17 protein-coding genes are annotated in these 18,504 nt (G+C 67.8%); 8 read left to right on the top strand and 9 right to left on the bottom strand.

Features of this window, described 5'->3' with window-relative positions:
- Positions 1-154 precede the first annotated feature (154 nt).
- From RXV79_RS22310 to RXV79_RS22345, 8 genes are all read left to right on the top strand, one after another.
- A complete protein-coding gene (locus tag RXV79_RS22310) occupies positions 155-1,111 on the top strand; it encodes an ABC transporter permease (protein WP_316700290.1) in 957 nt (318 codons plus the stop codon).
- On the top strand, positions 1,111-2,010 hold the full coding sequence (locus tag RXV79_RS22315; protein WP_316700291.1) for an ABC transporter permease: 900 nt from the start codon (positions 1,111-1,113) through the stop codon (positions 2,008-2,010). The genes RXV79_RS22310 and RXV79_RS22315 overlap by 1 nt, the downstream gene beginning before the upstream one ends.
- A 41-nt stretch (positions 2,011-2,051) precedes the next feature.
- On the top strand, positions 2,052-3,767 hold the full coding sequence (locus tag RXV79_RS22320) for an ABC transporter substrate-binding protein (RefSeq protein WP_316700292.1): 1,716 nt from the start codon (positions 2,052-2,054) through the stop codon (positions 3,765-3,767).
- A gap of 62 nt (positions 3,768-3,829) precedes the next feature.
- Positions 3,830-5,524 (top strand): ABC transporter substrate-binding protein, encoded by a 1,695-nt coding sequence (locus RXV79_RS22325; RefSeq protein ID WP_316700293.1) that lies wholly within the window; start codon positions 3,830-3,832, stop codon positions 5,522-5,524.
- A gap of 19 nt (positions 5,525-5,543) precedes the next feature.
- Positions 5,544-6,554, top strand: coding sequence for an ABC transporter ATP-binding protein (locus tag RXV79_RS22330; protein WP_316700294.1), 1,011 nt, complete (start codon positions 5,544-5,546; stop codon positions 6,552-6,554).
- Entirely contained in the window at positions 6,551-7,591 is a 1,041-nt protein-coding gene (locus RXV79_RS22335; protein WP_316700295.1) for an ABC transporter ATP-binding protein, read from the top strand. Before RXV79_RS22330 ends, RXV79_RS22335 begins: the two co-directional genes overlap by 4 nt.
- A gap of 79 nt (positions 7,592-7,670) precedes the next feature.
- Positions 7,671-8,912, top strand: a complete 1,242-nt coding sequence (locus RXV79_RS22340; protein ID WP_316700296.1) for a TetR/AcrR family transcriptional regulator — start codon at positions 7,671-7,673, stop codon at positions 8,910-8,912.
- A gap of 3 nt (positions 8,913-8,915) precedes the next feature.
- Complete coding sequence (locus RXV79_RS22345; RefSeq protein ID WP_316700297.1) at positions 8,916-9,368, top strand: hypothetical protein; 453 nt, start codon at positions 8,916-8,918, stop codon at positions 9,366-9,368.
- Here the strand turns inward: RXV79_RS22345 and RXV79_RS22350 are convergent.
- The 9 genes from RXV79_RS22350 to RXV79_RS22390 form a co-directional block, all read right to left on the bottom strand.
- Complete coding sequence (locus tag RXV79_RS22350) at positions 9,352-9,774, bottom strand: hypothetical protein (RefSeq protein ID WP_316700298.1); 423 nt, start codon at positions 9,772-9,774, stop codon at positions 9,352-9,354. The two genes, RXV79_RS22345 and RXV79_RS22350, sit on opposite strands and share 17 nt — an antisense overlap.
- Before the next feature lie 81 nt (positions 9,775-9,855).
- Positions 9,856-10,926 carry a porin gene (locus RXV79_RS22355; RefSeq protein WP_316700299.1) on the bottom strand — a complete coding sequence of 357 codons (1,071 nt, stop codon included), beginning with the start codon at positions 10,924-10,926 and terminating at the stop codon, positions 9,856-9,858.
- 28 nt (positions 10,927-10,954) lie between these two features.
- Positions 10,955-11,722: an OmpA family protein gene (locus tag RXV79_RS22360; RefSeq protein WP_316700300.1), complete on the bottom strand. Its 768-nt coding sequence runs from the start codon at positions 11,720-11,722 to the stop codon at positions 10,955-10,957.
- Positions 11,722-13,221 (bottom strand): hypothetical protein, encoded by a 1,500-nt coding sequence (locus RXV79_RS22365; protein WP_316700301.1) that lies wholly within the window; start codon positions 13,219-13,221, stop codon positions 11,722-11,724. The genes RXV79_RS22360 and RXV79_RS22365 overlap by 1 nt, the downstream gene beginning before the upstream one ends.
- 17 nt (positions 13,222-13,238) lie before the next feature.
- Entirely contained in the window at positions 13,239-14,474 is a 1,236-nt protein-coding gene (locus RXV79_RS22370) for a CaiB/BaiF CoA transferase family protein (RefSeq protein WP_316700302.1), read from the bottom strand.
- Positions 14,471-15,736 (bottom strand): 2-hydroxyacyl-CoA dehydratase subunit D, encoded by a 1,266-nt coding sequence (locus tag RXV79_RS22375; protein WP_316700303.1) that lies wholly within the window; start codon positions 15,734-15,736, stop codon positions 14,471-14,473. Before RXV79_RS22375 ends, RXV79_RS22370 begins: the two co-directional genes overlap by 4 nt.
- Positions 15,736-16,866, bottom strand: a complete 1,131-nt coding sequence (locus tag RXV79_RS22380; RefSeq protein WP_316700304.1) for a 2-hydroxyacyl-CoA dehydratase subunit D — start codon at positions 16,864-16,866, stop codon at positions 15,736-15,738. Before RXV79_RS22380 ends, RXV79_RS22375 begins: the two co-directional genes overlap by 1 nt.
- Positions 16,863-17,648, bottom strand: coding sequence for an amino acid ABC transporter ATP-binding protein (locus tag RXV79_RS22385; RefSeq protein ID WP_316700305.1), 786 nt, complete (start codon positions 17,646-17,648; stop codon positions 16,863-16,865). Before RXV79_RS22385 ends, RXV79_RS22380 begins: the two co-directional genes overlap by 4 nt.
- The gene (locus tag RXV79_RS22390; RefSeq protein ID WP_316700306.1) at positions 17,645-18,502 is read right to left on the bottom strand and encodes an amino acid ABC transporter permease; all 858 of its coding nucleotides are present in this window, start codon (positions 18,500-18,502) and stop codon (positions 17,645-17,647) included. Before RXV79_RS22390 ends, RXV79_RS22385 begins: the two co-directional genes overlap by 4 nt.
- Between the last annotated feature and the right edge of the window lie 2 nt (positions 18,503-18,504).

Consider the following 18,504-nt stretch of genomic DNA (forward strand, 5'->3'; position numbering starts at 1 on the left):
CTGCGAGACTTCGAATCTTCTTCAGTGGATGATTCGCCCGGCTTCGCAGCAAAAAGCTGCAAGAACACCAAGGCAGGCGAATGCAAACTGAATTCCGACACGCAGAAGAATGGGTATGGTGGCAGAACGCCATCGTGAGTGAGGAGCAGAGCTGATGCGCGGCTATGTGATCCGGCGCGTGCTGTCGCTGCTGCCGACCCTCTTCTTCGCCAGCCTCATCGTGTTCATCACGGTGCGGCTGATCCCCGGCGACATCATCGACATGATGCTGAGCCAGAACGACGTGGCGGCCGACAGCAAGAGCCGCGAACAGGTCGTGGCGGCCCTCGGCCTCGACAAGCCGATGTGGGAGCAGTACGTCACCTGGGTGTCGAACATCATCTTCCGCGGTGACCTCGGCAGCTCGCTGTGGCAGAACTCGCCCGTCACCGAATTCCTGAAGGCGCGCATGCCGGTGACCTTCGAACTCGGGCTGCTGGCGCTGATCGTCGGCCTCTTGATCGCCATTCCCATCGGCGTGTATTCGGCGATCCGCCAGGACACCGCGGGCGACTACGTCGGCCGCTCGTTCTCCATCCTCCTGCTCGCGGTGCCGAGCTTCTGGATCGGCACGATGGTGATGGTGTTCCCGTCGATCTGGTGGGGCTGGTCGCCCGAGGTGGAGTACGTGCCCTTCTTCACCGACCCGATCCAGAACCTCAAGCAGATGATCATCCCGGCGATCATCCTGGGCGCTGCGCTCTCGGCCATCACCATGCGCCTCACGCGCACCATGATGCTCGAGGTGCTGCGGCAGGATTACATCCGCACCGCCTGGGCCAAGGGCCTCTCCGAGCCGCTCGTCGTGATGCGGCACGCACTGCGCAACGCGCTGATCCCGGTCGTCACGTTGATCGGCCTGCAGGCGCCGCTGCTCATCGGCGGCGCGGTGATCATCGAACAGATCTTCGTGATCCCCGGCATGGGCCTGCTGCTGCTCGATGCGGTGAACCAGCGTGACTACCCCATCATCACCGGCGTCTTCCTCGTGGTCGGCGTGGCGGTGATGCTCATCAACCTGGTCGTGGACCTGAGCTATGGCCTGCTCGATCCCAAGGTGAGGTACCGCTGATGGCTGCCGTGATCGAAAACACTGTCGCGGCGGTGGCCGCCACGCCGCGCGCGCCCTCGCGCAACCTCGTCAAGCGCCTCTTCAAGCAGAAGCCGCTCGGCACCGCCGGTGGCCTGGTGCTGCTCTTCATGCTGGTGGTGGGCGTCTTCGCCGAGTTCTTCGCGCCCTACGGCTACAACGAGATCAACATGATCGAGCGCCTGCAGGCGCCGTCGTGGGCGCACTGGTTCGGCACCGACAACCTCGGCCGCGACGTGCTCTCGCGCTGCATCTACGGCGCGCGCCTGTCGGTGATCATCGGTTGCTCGGCGGCGCTGCTCTCCACCATCATCTCGATCATCATTGGCGTGACCAGCGGCTACTGGAGCGGCCGCTTCGACATGGTGATGCAGCGCTTCGTCGACGCGTGGATGAGCTTCCCCGGCCTCATCATCCTGATCGTCGTCGTCTCGGTGTTCGGCCCCGGCATGCCGCAGACCATCATCACGCTGGGCGTGCTGCTGGGCATCGACGGCTCGCGCATCGTGCGCAGCGCGGTGGTGGCCGTGCGCGAGAACATGTACGTGCACGCGGCGCAGTCGCTCGGCGCCTCGTCGCTGCGCATCCTGTGGAAGCACATCCTGCCCAACGTGATGCCGGTGGTGATCGTGATCTTCACGACGCGCGTGGGCACGGTGATCCTGGCCGAGTCGGGCCTGGCCTTCCTCGGGCTGGGTGTGCCGCCACCGGCTCCCACCTGGGGCGGCATGCTCTCCGGCAGCGGCCGCACCTACATGTTCCAGGGCCCGTGGCTGGCCCTGGCCCCGGGCCTGTGCCTGACCGTGATGGTCTACGCGACCAATGTGTTCGGCGATGCCCTGCGCGACCTGCTCGACCCGCGCATGCGTGGCTCGCGCTGATCGCCCCTCCGTTCTCTTCTTCGTCTCTCACTAGGAAGCTCATGCAACTCACGACCTTGGCGCGACAGCTGCGCGCCATCGCTTCTCTGGCAATCGCTCCTGCAGCCCTCTCGCTCGTTTCCCAGGCTGCCCTGGCCCAGGCCGAAAAGCCGCAATACGGCGGCCAACTCAACATCGGCAACGTCTACGTGACGGTCTCGCCGCTGTCGTCCGACCACGCCGACTGGGCGTGGAAGCACAACCAGGACACCGGCCTCGTCTACGAGCAGCTCTTCTCCGCCGACCTCACGAAGTCCAAGCGCAACGGCGGCAAGTACACCTTCAGCGCCGACGCCTGGCTGCCACCCGACGCGCTGCGCGGCGAGCTCGCCGAGAGCTGGAAGATGGAGCAGAACCCGATGCGCGTGGTGGTCAAGCTGCGCAAGGGCGTGATGTTCCCGGCCAGGCCCGGCGTGATGGAAGCACGCGAGCTGACTGCGGAAGACGTGGTCGCGAGCTACGACCGCCTCAACAAGAGCCCGAAGAAGATCCCCGGCTACTTCGAACACCTCACCAAGGTCGAGGCGAACGACAAGCACACCGTCACCTTCCACTTCAAGGAATACAACGCCGAGTGGGACTACCGCTTCGGCTGGGGCTACTACTCGGCCATCGTGCCGAAGGAAGTGGTGGCCGCCGGTGCCAAGGACTGGAAGAACCTCAACGGCACCGGGCCGTTCATGTTCGACAGCTACACGCAGAGCGCGTCGCTCACCTTCACGAAGAACCCGAACTACTGGGACAAGGAAAAGATCGGCGGCCAGGAATACAAGCTGCCCTTCGTCGACAAGATCACCTACCGCTACATCAAGGATGAAGCCACGTTCCTGACGGCGCTGCGCACCGGCAAGATCGACATGCTGGAAGCGGTGCGCTGGAGCGCGGTCGAAGAGCTGAAGCGCTCGGCCCCCCAGATCAAGTGGAACAAGTACCTGGCCAACGGCGGCAACTTCATTGCGCTGCGCATGGACACCAAGCCGCTGGACGACCTGCGCGTGCGCCGCGCCCTGAACATGGCGGTGGACAAGCAGGCCATCATCAAGGGCTACTTCGGCGGCAACGGCGAGATGCTCAACTACCCGATGCACGTCAACTACACCGGGTACTACGAGCCGCTCGAGAGCATGCCGCCCGAGATCAAGGAGCTCTACACCTACAACCCGGCCAAGGCCAAGCAGCTGCTCGCCGAGGCCGGCCTGCCCAAGGGCTTCAGCTTCAAGGTGCAGACCTCCAGCAGCAGCGTCGATGCCGACCTGCTGGCCATGATCGCGTCTTACCTGCAGAAGGTGGGCGTGACGATGGAGATCGAGACGCTCGACTACGGCGCGTATCTCTCGGCCATGACGACCAGGAAGAACGCCCCGGGCTACTTCATGTTCCTCGGCCACACCAACCCGACGACCGCGCTGCGCAAGAGCTTCGTCAAGGGCCAGATGTGGAACCCGTCGCAGTTCTACGACCCGACCATCGAGAAGATGATGGCCGAGGTGCTCGCCGAGCCGGATGAGCGCGTGCGCCAGGTCAAGGTGCGCCAGATGACGCGAATCATCCTCGCGCAGGCGCCCGCCATCTTCCTGCCTTCGCCCTACGTCTACACCGGCTGGTGGCCGTGGGTGAAGAACTACGGCGGCGAGCTGCGCGCCGGCGCCGAGCGCCCCGGCCCGATCCACGCCCGCATCTGGGTCGACCAGGAACTGAAGAAAAAAATGGGGAAGTGATTCGGAAGTAGTAGTCGACAGAGGCCCCAAGCGATAGATCAACCTCAACAGGAGACGTGCCCATGAAGACGTTCAGCAGTTGCTTGCATGCAGGCGCCCTCGCGGCCGCCATCGCCGTGGCGCCTGCCGCCGCCCTCGCCCAAGGCAAGCCGCAATACGGCGGCGAGCTGCGGCTGGGCACCGTCTACGTGGGCATCTCCGCCCTGTCGTGGGACCCGGCCGACTACAACTGGAAGATCAACCACGATGCTGGCGCCGAATACGAGGTGCTGTGGGCCGGTGACCTGTCGAAGTCGGTCAAGAACGGCGGCAAGCACCGCTTCGTGGCCGATGCCTGGCTGCCGAGCGACGCGATCCGCGGCGAGCTGGCAGAGAGCTGGAAGTGGACCGACCCGCTCACGCTCGAAATCAAGCTGCGCAAGGGCGTGATGTACCCCGAGAAGCCGGGCGTGATGAAGTCGCGCGAGTTCGTGGCCGACGACGTGGTCTACGCGGTCGAGCGCCAGCAGAAGAGCCCGAAGAAGATCCCCGAGTACCTCGACCACATCGCCAAGGTCACGGCGAAAGACAAGCACACCGTCGTCTTCAACTTCAAGCACTACAACGCCGAGTGGGACTACCGCTGGGGCTGGGGCTACTACTCGGCCATCGTGCCGAAGGAAGTGGTGGAAGCCGGTGCGTCGAACTGGAAGAACGTCAACGGCACCGGCCCCTTCCTGCTGCAGGACTTCCAGGCCGGCAACTCCAACACCTACGTCAAGAACCCCATCTACTGGGACAAGGAAAAGATAGGCGGCCAGGAGTACAAGCTTCCGTTCGTCGACAAGGTGACCTACCGCACCATCAAGGACGAGGCCACGCGCTACTCGCTCTTGCGCACCGGCAAGCTCGACATCCTCGAAGTCATCCGCGCGAGCGAAGTGGAAGACCTGAAGAAGCAGGCGCCGCAGCTCAAGTGGTCGCGCACGCTGGCGATGGCCGGCACCTACATGGCGATGCGCGTCGACACCAAGCCCTTCGACGACATCCGCGTCCGCCAGGCGATGAACATGGCGGTCGACCGCCAGGCCATCATCAAATCGATCTACAGCGGGCACGCCGAAGTGTTCGGCTTCCCGATGCACCCGGACTATGTGGGCTACTTCGAGCCGCTGAGCGCGATGCCCAAGGCCGTGCAAGACCTCTTCACCTACAACCCGACCAAGGCCAAGCAGCTGCTGGCCGAAGCCGGCTACCCCAACGGCTTCACCTTCAAGGTGCAATACAACTCGGTCAACGGCACGCATGCCGACCTGGTACAGATGCTCGCCGCCTACTACGACAAGATCGGCGTCAAGCTCGAGATCCAGCCGATGGAGTACCCGGCCTTCCTGTCGGCGATGACGACGCGCACCAACGCGCCGCTCTACCTGATGGACAACGGCCACACCAACCCGACGACGTCGATCCGCAAGAACTTCGTCAAGGGCCAGGTCTGGAACCCCTCGCAGTGGGACGACCCGGCCTTCGAGCGCCGCATGAACGAGGTGCTGGCCGAGCGTGACGAAGGCAAGCGCCAGATCGCCCTCAAGGTGATGACGCGCGAGATCCTCGAGAAGGCGCCCTACGTGTGGCTGCCCACCCCCTACAACCACGTGGCCTGGTGGCCGTGGGTGAAGAACTACGACGGCGAGCTGCGCGCAGGCGCGGTGCGCCCGTGGCCGATCTATTCCCGCATCTGGATCGACCAGGAAATGAAAAAGAAGATGGGCAAGTGATGCCGTCAAAGGAACGCAATTGACTGAACCCCTGCTCCAAGTCCGCAACCTCACCACGCGCTTTCGCACCGAGCGCGGTGAGGTGACTGCGGTCGACAACGTCTCCTTCGACGTCGCCCCTGGCGAGACGCTCGCCATCGTGGGCGAGTCGGGCTCGGGCAAGAGCGTCACGGCGCTTTCGATCCTGCGGCTCATTCCCAACCCGCCGGGGCGCATCGAGAGCGGCCAGATCCTCTTCGAAGGCAAGGACCTCGTGAAGATGAGCGACGAGGAGATCCGCGCGGTGCGCGGCGACCGCATCGCGATGATCTTCCAGGAGCCGATGACCTCGCTCAACCCGACCATCACGGTCGGCAAGCAGATCGCCGAGCCGATGAACTTGCACCGCGGCACCGCGTGGGAGGTGGCGCTGAAGACCGCGGGCGAACTCTTGGCCAAGGTGCGCATCCCCGATGCGGCCTCGAAGGGCAGCGCCTACCCGCACCAGTTCTCGGGCGGACAGCGCCAGCGCGCCATGATCGCGATGGCGCTCGCGTGCAAGCCGCGGCTCATCATTGCCGACGAGCCCACCACCGCGCTCGACGTGACGGTGCAGGCCCAGGTGCTCGACCTGCTGAAGGAGCTGTGCCGCGAAACCAACGCGTCGCTGATCCTCATCACCCACGACCTCGGCGTCGTCGCGCGTTATGCCGACCGTGTGGCGGTGATGTACGGCGGGCGGATCGTCGAGCAGTCGTCGGCCCGCAACATCTACAAGAACCCGAGCCACCCCTACACGCGTGGCCTGCTGGCTTCGGTGCCGCGCCTGGACGGTGATTCGTCGCAACGCCTGGTGCCCATCGAAGGCTCGCCGCCCGACCTCACGCGCCTGCCCCCCGGCTGCGCGTTTGCACCACGTTGCCGGCTGGCCACCGATGAATGCCGGCAGGTGCGCCCTGAGCTGCGCACGGTCGGCACCGACCACATCATGGCCTGCATCCGCGACGCCGCCGCCGTGTCGCCCGCCCGTTCGGAACCCGTCAACCCATGAGCACCACCCCCCTGTCCGCCAAGTCCGACCCGCTGCTGCGTGTCGAGGGCCTGAAGGTCCACTTCCCCGTGCACGCGGGCGCCGTGCTGCGCAAGCAGGTCGGCGCCGTGAAGGCGGTCGACGGCGTGTCGTTCACGCTCAACCGCGGCGAGACCCTCGGCCTGGTGGGCGAATCGGGCTGCGGCAAGTCAACCACGGGCCTGGCCATCCTGCGCATGCAGGACATCACAGAAGGCAAGGTGTTCTTCGAAGGCGAAGACATCACCGCGCAGGACAAGCGCACCGGGCGCTTCCGCCGCCGCATGCAGATGGTCTACCAGGACCCATATGGCTCGCTGAACCCGCGCATGACGGTGGCCGACATCGTGAGCGAGCCGCTGGAGGTCTACAACGTCGGCACCAAGGCCGAGCGCCGCGACCGTGTGGCGAATCTGCTCAAGACCGTGGGCCTGCTGCCCGACATGGCCGACCGCTACCCGCACGAGTTCTCGGGCGGCCAGCGCCAGCGCATCGCCATCGCCCGCGCCCTCGCGCTGGAGCCCAGCCTCATCATCTGCGACGAGCCGGTGTCGGCGCTCGACGTGTCGATCCAAGCGCAGGTGGTCAACGTGCTGGTCGAGCTGCAGCAGCGCCTGGGACTCTCCTACCTCTTCGTCGCGCACGACCTCGCGGTGGTGCGCCACATCAGCCACCGCATCGCGGTGATGTACCTCGGCCGCATCGTCGAGATCGCGTCTAAAGACGATCTCTACCAGCGCCCGATGCACCCCTACACCCGCGCGCTGATGTCGGCCGTGCCGGTGGCCGACCCCGAGATCGAGGCCACGCGCCCGCGCATCGTGGTCACGGGCGAAGTGCCCAGCGCCCTGCGCCCGCCCTCGGGCTGCCGCTTCCACCCCCGCTGCCCCGAGGCGATGGACGTCTGCAAGACCAAGGACCCGGCCCTGCTCGACAAGGGCGCCGGCCGTGCAGTGGCCTGCCACCTGCACGATGGCGTCGTGATGCAGATGCCGGAATCGCGAAAGATTGCCGCCTGACGTAGCGCACGGCAGAACAGGAGAAGGGGCTGGCGGATAATTCATGGCTGCACGCAAGCCCCCCTCCCGTCAACCGCCGATGTCCGCGACGCTCCCTGCCCAGACGCAGCGCTTTCAGGAAAAGCGCGAAGCCATCCTCAGCGCCGCCGCCAACCTGTTCAACCAGCACGGCGTGAAGGGCGCGACGCTGGCCGACATCGCCGCCAGCGTGGGGCTGGTCACCAACAGCGTGACCTACTACTACCGCAAGAAGGAAGACCTGGCGACCGCCTGCTTCCTGCGGGCAATCGAAGTCATCCGCCACGTGATCGACCAGGCCGCGCAGAAGAGCGGCATCGAGGCGCGGGTGCACGAGTTCTTCCGCCTGCAGGCCGCGCTCTTCGCCGACATCGACCACGGCGCCCATGCCCCGCTGATGACCTTCAACGACATGCGCGCGCTGCCGAGCCCGCATTTCGAGGTCGTCTCCGACGCCTACAACGACATGTTCCGCCGCCTGCGCGAGCTGCTGCGCACGCCGCAGACCGCGCAGCTCGGCCGTGCCGACCTCGCCGCGCGCACCTACATGGTGTTGTCGGTGGCGCACTGGGTGCGTGGCTGGATCGACCGCTACGAGACCGACGAATACGCCCACATCGCCGAGCGTGTGAGCGACATCGTCATCCACGGCAGCGCCGCGCCCGGCTCAGTGTGGGCCCCGTCGCAGGCCGAGCGCGAATGGCGCCTCACCGTCAACGACGACGCGACCGCCGAAGCCTTCCTGCGCGCCGCCTCCTTCCTCGTCAACGAGCAGGGCTACCGCGGCGCCTCGGTCGACATGATCTCGGCCAAGCTCAACGTGACCAAGGGTTCGTTCTACCACCACAACGACAACAAGGAAGACCTGATCTTCGACTGCTTCGAGCGCACCTTCGCCGTGATCCGCCGCGCGCTGAGCCTGGCCGACGGCATCGAGGGCAAGGGCTGGGACCGCGCCTGCGCGATCTCGCGGTCGCTCGCACGCTTCCAGCTGTCACCCGAAGGGCCGCTCCTGCGCCTGGGCGCGACCAGCGCCCTCTCCGACCCCGAGCGCCGCAGCGACGTGCGCCGCACCATGAGCCGCCTCACCGAGCGCCTGGCCGACGTGGTGGTCGACGGCATGATGGACGGCTCCATCCGCCCGCTGCACCCGGTGATTGCCGCGCAGGTCGCCAGCGGCCTCGTCAACTCGGCCGGCAGCCTCACGCACTGGGTGCCGAGCGCCACGCAAGACAACGTGGCCGAGCTCTACGTGCGGCCGATCTTCCTGGGCATCCTCTGCCCGCCGAGCGCCGTCGCCTGACCCGTGGCGACCAAGCCCGCGGTGCGCCGCGTCCCGCCGCCCCGCACGCTGGCGATCGATTCGATCTCCGAGCTGCAGGCCTTCCGCCAGACCATCATCAGGCGCTGGAAGTTGCCGCGCGTGCGCGTGACGCTGCGCGTACCCGGCCTGCGCTCCGCGCGCAACGAGCACTTCGAGCGTGTCATCAACCGCCAGCTCGGCCGTAGCGGCGGCTGGACGGCCCTGTGGACCGCGGTTGCATTCACCGGTCTGGCGATGGTCTTCCCCATCGAGCCGGCGGGTGTCGAATCGCTGTCGGCCCTCGGCGCCTGGGTGGCCGAGGTGGCGCTGGGCTGGGTGGTGGGCTGGGGCATCGGCAAGGGAAGCGCCGTGGCCATGGCGCACTGGCGCATCGTGCGCGCCTGTGGCCGCGTGCAGGCCGAGGCTCAGGCCACCCAGCTCAAGGCGCCGGGCTGAAGTATTTGCGGATCAGGGTGGGCGTCGCGTCGAGCTTGCCCGCATCCACGTTCGCGGTGAAACAGAGGGGGTGTGGTGCATGCGCCTTCTGCGACAGCGTGGCGTAGACCCACTCGCCTTTGGGTGGCCGCCACAAGGCCACCGCGGTCGGGTACAGACCATCGCGCTCGATCATCGGGTAGCGACGCACGATGCTCGCCGCGACCTCGGCGCCGTCGCGCTCGTCGAGCACGATGCCGTTGACGCCAGCCTTGAACGAGAGCTGTGCGGCGGTCACGCAGTTGTCGATCACCGTGTGGCCCCGTCGGTCCACCGGGGCGGGCGGCTGTGCGAGCGATGCCGCCGCGCAGGTGCACGAGATCGCTGCACTGCAGCAGCGGCTGGCGATGGAAAGGGCTGGCTTCATCTGGGGCCTCCACGCGTCGAGGACTGCCGGCGAACCGGCAATCCGCATTCCGGGAAGGCCTGTGGATATGGCCACGCTCCGTCAAAACACGTGCGACAGGCCCGCCTGGAACTGGATCTCGCTGGTGCCCGGGTACGACGGCGTGTTGACCGTGAGCGTGCCACCGTTGCGGTTGATCATCCGCGCCCAGGCGCCGTACAGCATGGTGCGCTTCGACAGCGGATATGTATAGCCCGTGGCCAGCATGCGTGCGTCGCGATTGAGCGCACGCTTGTCGTCGAGCGAAACCACGCTGGCCATCAGGCTGCCGCCGAAGAGCGGCGCGCTCGCACCGAGCAACCAGCTCGACCCTTCCGCGCCGGCCACCGGGGTGGGCGCGGCCTGAACGGTCGGGTTCATTTCGTCCATCACCGCATAGTTGCCGAAGAGCTTGACCACCCCGAAGTCGTAGCTCGCACCGACGATGGAGAACTTGGCGGTCACGTTCGACTGGAAGTTGCCCGAGGCGGGCGGCACCTCGTCGGCACTGCCTTGCCGCGCATGCGCTGCGCCGATCCACAGCGGGCCGCGCTGGTACTTCACCGCCAGGTTGACCTGCCGCCCCGCGGCGCTCGAGCCGTTGCGCTCGCCGAGGGCCAGCAGGCCCTGCACCGTGACACCGCCGAAGTTCGGCGAGCTGAGCTGCAGGCTGTTGTCGACGCGCGGGTTGGCGTGCTCCACGTTGCCGGAGTTGCCGACGAGGTTGTTGCCGAAGGGGTCGGAGGTGGAGAGCACGTCGAAGTACGGCGTGTACTGGCGGCCGAGCGTCAGGCGCCCGGCCGGGCTGTCGAGGCCCACGTAGACCTGGCGGCCGAAGATGCGGCCACCCTGGCCGATGACGCCGGTGTCGGCCTGCAGGCCGCTTTCCATCACGAAGACGGCCCTCAACCCACCGCCGAGGTCTTCGCCCCCGCGCAAGCCCCAGCGGCTGCCGTTGCTGCCGCCGCTGTCGGCGTACCAGCGGTGGCCGCCCACGACGGTGCCGCCGGAGATGAGGCGTGTCTGGTAGGCGATGGCCATGTCCATGCGGCCGTAGAGCGTCACGCCGGGGGCGGTTTGTGCGTGCACGCCGCCAGCGGCCAGCGCGCAGGCGAGCGCGATCTTGGTTTTCATAAGAGGTCTCCTCAGGTGTTGTTGGAATTCAGGGCCGCACGGTCACCGTGACACGCCGCTTCGAGGGCTCGTGCATGGGCGCCTCGTGGGCGAGCGGCGCGGGGTTGCCTTGCCACTTCACCTGCAGCGTGTCGGCGCGCACCCCCATGCGGCGCAGCGCTTCGGCGGTCATCTCGGCGCGTGCCTTCGCGAGCGCGAGCGTTTCCTTGTAGACGCGGCCCGAGGCCTCGACACCCTGGGTGTCGGCGTACCCCGTGACGATCACGCGCTTCGCCTTGCTCGCCTGCGCCAGCAGCGTCGCGTTCTCGATCGTCAGTTCGACGCTCTGGTAGACGAGGAAGTCGCTGTCGTAGTCGAAGATGAGGTGGAACTGCTTCTCTTCGAACGGCGGCTGCGGCAGCTTGCGCGGCACCGAGAGCGGCGCGATCACGAGCGGCGGCAACACGCTCGGCTTGCTGGGCCACCCTTCGGCCGGGATGATCACCTCGGGGCACGGCTCCTGCAGCACCGAGATGCGCACGGGTTGCAGCACGACACCGCCGCAGATGTCTTTCTCGTTCGAAGGCACACCCTCGACCAGCATCAAGCGGCCGGCAAGCGGCTTGTCGGGGCTGTTGCTCACGTCGAAGCGTTCGCTCGTCTCGACCTGCGTGCCGAGCCAGCAGCCCGACTTGCGGCCGGCATCGGTGTCGCGATAGATCGGGCAGGTGACGAAGCGGCGGAAGTCCGACTGCGCGGTGGCCGCATCGGCCACGAGCAGCGCCGCGACGAAGAAGAGGAAGGTATTCGTCTTCATCACAGCACACTCATCAGGTTGGTGAGATCGTCGATCTCCTGCTCGGAGAGGCGGATCTGGTAGCGCCGGTTGTAGATCTCGACGATCTCGCGCAGGGTCTTCGCCGAGCCGTTGGCGAAATACGGCGCACGCGCCGCGAGGCCGCGCATCGATTGCATCGTGATCTTCCCGATGTCCTCGCAGCGGCCGGTGGTGAGCGCGTAGCCCGGGTCCTGCGTGTAGACCACACGCCCGAGGAAGGGGTGCGGCTTGACGTTGGCGTTGCAGGTCAGCTTGAAGAGCGGCAGCTCGGGCGAGGGCTTCGCCCACGGTTCGTTCGTCGTGCCGAGGTCCACCTGGCCGGGTGCGACGTCGATGCCGACGTTGACCATGTTGTGGCACATCGCGCAGGAGTTGAGCACGGGGCTTCCGAAGCCCATCGAGTTGATGCCGGTCGAGCCCGAGATCAGGAACATGCGCTTGACGAAAAGCTCGGCCCCGCGCGCCACCGACTCGCGGAACTTCTGCTGCTCGGCATTCGCGGCAGGCGCCGAGGTCTTCCACGGCAGGAACTCCTTCCAGATCGGGTTGCGCTGCGCGTTCTGCAGCACGCCGGCGCGCGACTTCTCGAGCACCTCGGGCCCCCCCATCGCGCCGCCGTCGGTGAGCGGCCCGCCCCACTTGTCGTGGCTCTGCGCCGAGAACACCTGCTGCTCGAAGTCGAGGATCTGCTTCACCTGCTCGGGCGTCGGGTTGCCGTTCATCTGCAGGTGGCTGCGCACCGCATCCTGCAGTTGAAGCGGCAGCGTGAGCGCGCGGGCGTCCGACAGCAGGTTGCCGCTCATGTACTCGCCCGTGAGCGGATCTCGCTTGAGCGGCAGGCCATTCTTCGGGTCGAAGGGGAAGCCCACCGCGAGCATGTACTTGAGGTTGGCCACCGGCCGCGGGCGCCGGTAGACCGAGACCGTCGGGTTGTCACTCTTCAGGCCGTGCTGTGCATGCAGGTTGCAGCCGGTCGGGTCGCGCACGACCTCGAGCGAGAACTCGGCCTTGATCGGCTTGCCGTCATCGCCGCGCGGCGGCCACGGGCGGGCGATGCGAAAGAGCCCGCGACTGAGCAGCAACGAGTGCGACGCCTCCTGGCCTTGCGGCAGGTGCGGGCAATTGGCGCCATCGACGGGGGCGAAGAGCGGGTCCTGGCCTTTCGTCGCGTTCCATCGTTCTCGGATGGTGGCCACCGACAGGCCCATCGCATCGGCCGGCTGGTGGCAAGTGGCGCACGCGCGGCCGTTCCCGCCCAGCGGCGTGAAGAAGGCGTGGCCCTTGGTGTCGATCGGCCCCTTCGCATTGAGCGTCGTGGCCGCACCGGCGTCGTTCGGGTAGCGCAGTTCCTTCGCCAGCTGCCGCCCTTCGTTGACCGGGAACCAGCGTTCGCCGCCTGCGTAGTCCACGGCCTGCGCCGCGGCCGCCGTGCACAGCAGCAGGCCGCCGGCGGCGGACCACCATCGTGTGAGTCCCATGATCCTCGTCTCCATCGTCAGATCACTCCCTGATCCCGCAAGGCCTGGAGCTTCTCGGCCGAATAGCCGAGCAGCTGGCCGTAGACCGCGTTGTTGTGTTCGCCGAGCCCGGGCGGCGGTGCGTCGAAGCCGACTTGCGACGCCGACATGCGGATCGGCAAGCCGCCGGCATGCACCTCGCCCACGTCGCCGTGCACCGGGTGCGCGAGCCTCACCGTCTCGCCACGGCGCAGCAGGCGCGGATCGCGCATCGCCTCGGCGGGGTTGCGCACCGGCGCGGCCGGCACGCCCTGCGCTTCGAGCGCCCGCACCACGTCATCGGTGGCGTTGCGTGTGGTCCACGCTTCGATGAGCGCATAGAGCTCAGGCGAATTGGCGACACGCTGGTCGCGGCTCGCAAAGCGGGTGTCGGTGATGAGATCGCCCTGCCCCATCGCCGCAAAGAGCCCCGCGGTGAACGCGTCGGTGGGCGCGCAGATCGACACATGGCCGTCGGCACAGGCAAATACGCCAAAGGCACCCAGCCGCGGCACCGCGTTGCCGGTGCGCGCCGCCTGCCCGGTGCGTTGCATGGCGTCGAAAGGCTCGCAGGCCACGAGCGCACTGAGCGCGCCCAGCAGCGACACGTCGACCTGCTGGCCACGGCCCGTCGCACGCGCCTGCATCAGCGCGGCCAGCGTGCCGATGGTGGCGAAGAGCGGCGCCGCCAGGTCGCCGAACGGCACGCCCACGCGCACCGGCGGATCGCCCGGGTGGCCCGAGGTGAGCATCAGCCCGCTCAAGGCCTGCACGATGGTGTCCATCGCCTTGTTCTGCGAGGAGCCCTGCGCATCGGCACCGAAGCCGCTGATGCTGGTGTAGACGAGGCGCGGGTTGAGCGCGCTGGCCTGCGCGTAGCCGATACCGATGCGGTCGGCGGTGCCGGCGCTGAAGTTCTCGACGATGGCATCGGCCTTCTGCACGAGGTCGGCGAACACCGCTCCGGCTGCGGGGTGCTTGAGGTCGAGCGTCACCGCCCACTTGTTGCGGCCCCGCTCAAGCATGGCGAGCGAGACATCGTCATCGCGGTCACGCACGGCCTTCAGGCCATCGGCCCCGAGGTAGGGCGAGTTGCCGCGCGCGGTGTCGGGCGAGCGTGGGTTCTCGATCTTGATGACACGTGCGCCGAGCCCTGCGAGCAGCAAGGTGCAATACGGGCCGGCCAGCGCGGTCGTGAAGTCGAGAATGGTGACGCCTTCGAGGGGAGTGTTCATGCGAGTCGCTCCTCGAGGAACCGCACCATCGCCTGGTGCTCGCGCGCATCGTCCCAGCCACGCGAGTCGACCATGTCGGCTTCGAGCAGATGCGTCGGGATGCCCGCCGCTTCGAGCGCCCGCTGGATGAAGAGGGTGCCGGCGGCAGAGGGCCGGCTGCCCTTGGGCATCAGGAGCACCGCGCCGTCGATGCGGTTGCGCTTCGCCTCCTCGACGACCCACTCCGGCGCATACGGCGGGTTGTGCAGCACCTCGTTCATCGTGACCACGCGGCTCGCGAGTGCGCGCATGGGGTCATCGAGCCCGTAGCGGATGTACCAGTCGGGCCCGAAGGGCAGGTACATCGACCACACGAAGACCGCGCCGTGCGATTGTTCGAAGTTCGTATAGAACGCGGTGTTGTGCCATAGGCCCGCGCCGATCCACATGAGGCGGCGGCGCTCGCCCTCGTACACCGCCACGCCATCGGCCACCCGCTGCTTGACCTCGTCGCGGAAGCGCTGCGCGTGCTGCAGCGCCCACGCGCTGCCGCGGTGCCACTGCGCGGCCATGGTGTTCGTCATCTGCTCGTTGATGCGCACCGGGCATTTCGGCGCCTGGGCGATGAGCTGGCGCACCTCGTCGAAACATTCCTCCTGCGCGTTCACGCGTTCGAGGAAGGCGCGGAACTCGTCCTCGTCGAAGGTCTTGCCGGTGATGGCCTCCAGGCGGTGCGCGAGCTGCCAGAGCTGCTCGGTCATCAGGTCGAGGCGGTGCGGCTCCGAGAGCTCGTCCCAGCGCTCGCGCGAGAGCTCCCACCAGCGTGGCGGCAGCACCGCGCTGCCCGGCGCCTCGAGCGTCACGAGCTCGGCATCGAAGGCCCGCGCCCATTCCTCGAACACGCGCGACATGCAATCGCAGGTAAGGCGTGCGCACAGCAGCGCGGGCTTGGGCAGGCCGCCCCAGGGCGCACGCTCGCCCAGGTCGACGAGCGTCGTGGCCAGGCCTACGCTGCAGTAGCGGCACAGGCTTTCGTCGTAACCGAGGGCGTTGAGCCCGTCGAGGTATTCGTGCGACAGCCGCTTGGCCGCCACCACCGCCGACCACCACTGGTTGGTGACCACCGGCACGCCCATCACGTGAAAGAGGTCGTGCGGCGCGTCGGCATTGATGATGGCGTAGGGCAAGCGCCGCTCGAACACGTCGCGCCGCAGTTCGGCGAACCAGGTCTTCTGTCGCTCGGAGGCGGCGGCGGTGCAGCTCAGTTGTTTGTCGTGGGACATCAGGGGGTTCGCAAGGCGAGCGACTGCACGAAGTCGCGCAGTTGCCGGGCATCGGGCTGCGCCGTGCGCAGCACGAGGAAAGGAAGGCCGCGCCGTTCGAGCTCGGCGCGGTGCGAGGGGAAATCCCAGCCGTGCACGTCGTCGGGCGCGGGCAGGTGGAAGAGCACGGCGTCGATCGAGATCTCGTCGAGCGCACGCAGGAACCAGGCTTCGCGTGCCGGGCGCGGGTGGAGGCGCGGGCACGGCACCTCGGTCTGGTAGTGCTGCGCCAGCGCATGCAAGGCGTCGCCGTCCTCGGCCACGAGCGACCCCGCGCTGCGCGTGCCCCAGGGGTCGTCTTCGGCCACGATCACGGCGCCCGCCGCATCGACCGCGCGGTGCAGCGCCGCGTGGTCGAGCGGCACGCCCTTGACCAGGAGGCGCGGGCCGGCGGGCGGTCGATGGCCCGGGTAGAGGCGCAGCGCCGCCGGCAGCAGCTCGGCGTAGCGCTGCGGCGCCATGAAGCGAGCCGCGCCGTTGAGCACCTGCGCCATCTCGCCGCGCCATTCGCAGGGCAAGGCCTGGCGCATGTGCTGCAGGCCCTGCTGCGCGCGGCGCACTGCGTTCACGCTGCGGATGGCCGCCTGCAGGCGCGCCTCGCCGAGCGGCTGGCCGGTGAGGCGGGCGAGCGCCTCGGCCAGCGCCTGCGTGCGGGCCAGGCCGTAGCGGCGCTGCGCCTCGCCCTGCGTGTGCGGCAGGTCGTAGAGCAGCAGCGTGGGCATCTGCGGTGCGCGGCCCAGCCGCACCAGCTCGTGCAGCGAGAGGTAGAGCTTGTGATGCGGCTCGGTGGACCGCGGGATGACGAGCGCGCGCAGGAACGCGAGCTCGCCGCGCAAGGCCTGCTCGCAGATAGCGCGCACGTCGGGGTCGTAGAAGGTCTCGAGCCATTCGTCGGCCAGCGGCGTGGGGCCCTCGCGGCCCGTCACCTGCACCGGCATCGCCCCCGCGGCCACGACCAGCTCCACCGGCACGGTGTGGCCCACCACCCCGATGACCGGGCAGCCGGACGCAGCCGCGGCGCGCGCCGCGCCCAGCCGGTCGGCATAGGCCGCGGCGAGCGCGAGCCAGGCGTCATGAGGTGTGAGGTTCATGCGGCGAGGGGCTTGGCGAGCGAGTGGTGGAGGAAGGCCTGGAGGCGCTCCGTGCTCGGCGCACCGAACACCTGGCGGGCCGCGCCCTGCTCGACGATGCACCCGCGCTCCATGAACACCACGCGGTGCGCGGCTTCGCGGGCAAAGGCCATCTCGTGCGTGACGACGACCATCGTCATGCCCTGCTTCGCCAGGTCGGTGACCACGGCGAGCACCTCGCCCACGAGCTCGGGGTCGAGCGCGCTGGTGGGCTCGTCGAAGAGCATGAGCCGCGGCCGCATCGCGAGCGCACGCGCGATGGCCACACGCTGCTGCTGGCCGCCCGAGAGATGCCGGGGGTAGGCCGCCGCCTTGGCCTTGAGGCCCACGCGATCGAGCAGCTCGACCGCATGCGCGGTGGCTGCCTCGCGCGCTTCGCCACGCACGCTCAACGGGCCGAGCGTGAGGTTCTCCAGCACCGTCATGTGCGGGAAGAGGTTGAACTGCTGGAACACCATGCCGATGCGCCCGCGCTGGCGCGCCACCTCGGCGGCGCCGAGCGGCACGAGGCGCGTGCCGCGGTGCCGGAACCCGAGCAGCTCGCCGTCGAGGTAGATCGCCCCGGCGTCGATGGCTTCGAGCTGGTGGGCACAGCGCACGAGCGTCGACTTGCCCGAGCCCGAGGGACCGATGAGTGCCAGCACCTCGCCTTCGTGCACGTCGAGGTTCACACCGTCGAGCACGCGCGGGCCGCCATAGGCCTTGACCACGCCTCGCAGCTGGAGCACTGCAGGGCCGCTCATCGCGCCACCCCCACACGCTGGCCACGCGAATAGCGCCGCTCCAGCCAGCCCAGCAGCAGGTAGAGCAACGAGAACATCGAGAGGTACCAGATCACGCCCACGATCAGCAGCGGGATCACCTCGAAGTTGCGGCTGTAGATGGCCTGCACCGAGAAGAGCAGGTCGGCCATCGCGATCACGCTCACGAGCGAGGTGCCCTTCAACATGCCGATCACCTGGCTGCCGGTGGGCGGCACGATGAAACGCATGGCCTGCGGCAGCACCACGCGCCAGAAGATCTGCGTGGGCGTGAGGCCGATGGCGCGGGCCGCATCGCGCTGGCCGTTGTCGACCGACAAGATGCCGGCGCGCATGATCTCGCTCATGTACGCACCTTCGTTCAGCGCAAGGCCGAGCAAGGCGGCGGTGACCGGCGTGATGAGCGTGTTGGTGTCGACGCTGGCCCAGGTGGGGCCGAACGGCAGGCCGAGCTCGATGCGCGGCAAGAGGTACGCGAGGTTGTACCAAAAGATGAGCTGGATCAGCAGCGGCGTGCCGCGGAAGAGCCACACGTACACCGAGGCCAGCCAGCGCCCCGGCAGGAAAGGGCCGAGCTTGAGCAGCGCCGTGGCACCGCCGAGCACGATGCCCGCGCCCATGCCGGCGAGCGTGAGCAAGAGGCTGGTCAGCAAGCCTTGCAGCACGGTGGGCGCCATGAGGTACTTGAGCACCGTGGGCCAGCCGAAGCCCGGGGTCTTGATCGCGAACCACACCAGTTCGAACACCACGAAGGCGAGCGCCACCGTGGCCAGCCCATAGCGCAGCCCTGGCCTGCGGCTCGCACGTGCCGCGTCGTCCGCCGGATTCAGCGTCATCG

Source organism: Piscinibacter gummiphilus, assembly GCF_032681285.1.
In the GTDB taxonomy this organism is placed as follows: domain Bacteria; phylum Pseudomonadota; class Gammaproteobacteria; order Burkholderiales; family Burkholderiaceae_C; genus Rhizobacter; species Rhizobacter gummiphilus_A.

What these genes read in the sequence shown, in the direction of transcription:
- RXV79_RS22310 (WP_316700290.1), top strand. Translation starts at nt 155, where the DNA reads ATGCGCGGCTATGTGATCCGGCGCGTGCTGTCGCTGCTGCCGACCCTC.
- RXV79_RS22315 (WP_316700291.1), top strand. Translation starts at nt 1,111, where the DNA reads ATGGCTGCCGTGATCGAAAACACTGTCGCGGCGGTGGCCGCCACGCCG.
- RXV79_RS22320 (WP_316700292.1), top strand. Translation starts at nt 2,052, where the DNA reads ATGCAACTCACGACCTTGGCGCGACAGCTGCGCGCCATCGCTTCTCTG.
- RXV79_RS22325 (WP_316700293.1), top strand. Translation starts at nt 3,830, where the DNA reads ATGAAGACGTTCAGCAGTTGCTTGCATGCAGGCGCCCTCGCGGCCGCC.
- RXV79_RS22335 (WP_316700295.1), top strand. Translation starts at nt 6,551, where the DNA reads ATGAGCACCACCCCCCTGTCCGCCAAGTCCGACCCGCTGCTGCGTGTC.
- RXV79_RS22340 (WP_316700296.1), top strand. Translation starts at nt 7,671, where the DNA reads ATGTCCGCGACGCTCCCTGCCCAGACGCAGCGCTTTCAGGAAAAGCGC.
- RXV79_RS22350 (WP_316700298.1), bottom strand. Translation starts at nt 9,774, where the DNA reads ATGAAGCCAGCCCTTTCCATCGCCAGCCGCTGCTGCAGTGCAGCGATC.
- RXV79_RS22355 (WP_316700299.1), bottom strand. Translation starts at nt 10,926, where the DNA reads ATGAAAACCAAGATCGCGCTCGCCTGCGCGCTGGCCGCTGGCGGCGTG.
- RXV79_RS22360 (WP_316700300.1), bottom strand. Translation starts at nt 11,722, where the DNA reads ATGAAGACGAATACCTTCCTCTTCTTCGTCGCGGCGCTGCTCGTGGCC.
- RXV79_RS22365 (WP_316700301.1), bottom strand. Translation starts at nt 13,221, where the DNA reads ATGGGACTCACACGATGGTGGTCCGCCGCCGGCGGCCTGCTGCTGTGC.
- RXV79_RS22370 (WP_316700302.1), bottom strand. Translation starts at nt 14,474, where the DNA reads ATGAACACTCCCCTCGAAGGCGTCACCATTCTCGACTTCACGACCGCG.
- RXV79_RS22375 (WP_316700303.1), bottom strand. Translation starts at nt 15,736, where the DNA reads ATGTCCCACGACAAACAACTGAGCTGCACCGCCGCCGCCTCCGAGCGA.
- RXV79_RS22380 (WP_316700304.1), bottom strand. Translation starts at nt 16,866, where the DNA reads ATGAACCTCACACCTCATGACGCCTGGCTCGCGCTCGCCGCGGCCTAT.
- RXV79_RS22385 (WP_316700305.1), bottom strand. Translation starts at nt 17,648, where the DNA reads ATGAGCGGCCCTGCAGTGCTCCAGCTGCGAGGCGTGGTCAAGGCCTAT.
- RXV79_RS22390 (WP_316700306.1), bottom strand. Translation starts at nt 18,502, where the DNA reads ATGACGCTGAATCCGGCGGACGACGCGGCACGTGCGAGCCGCAGGCCA.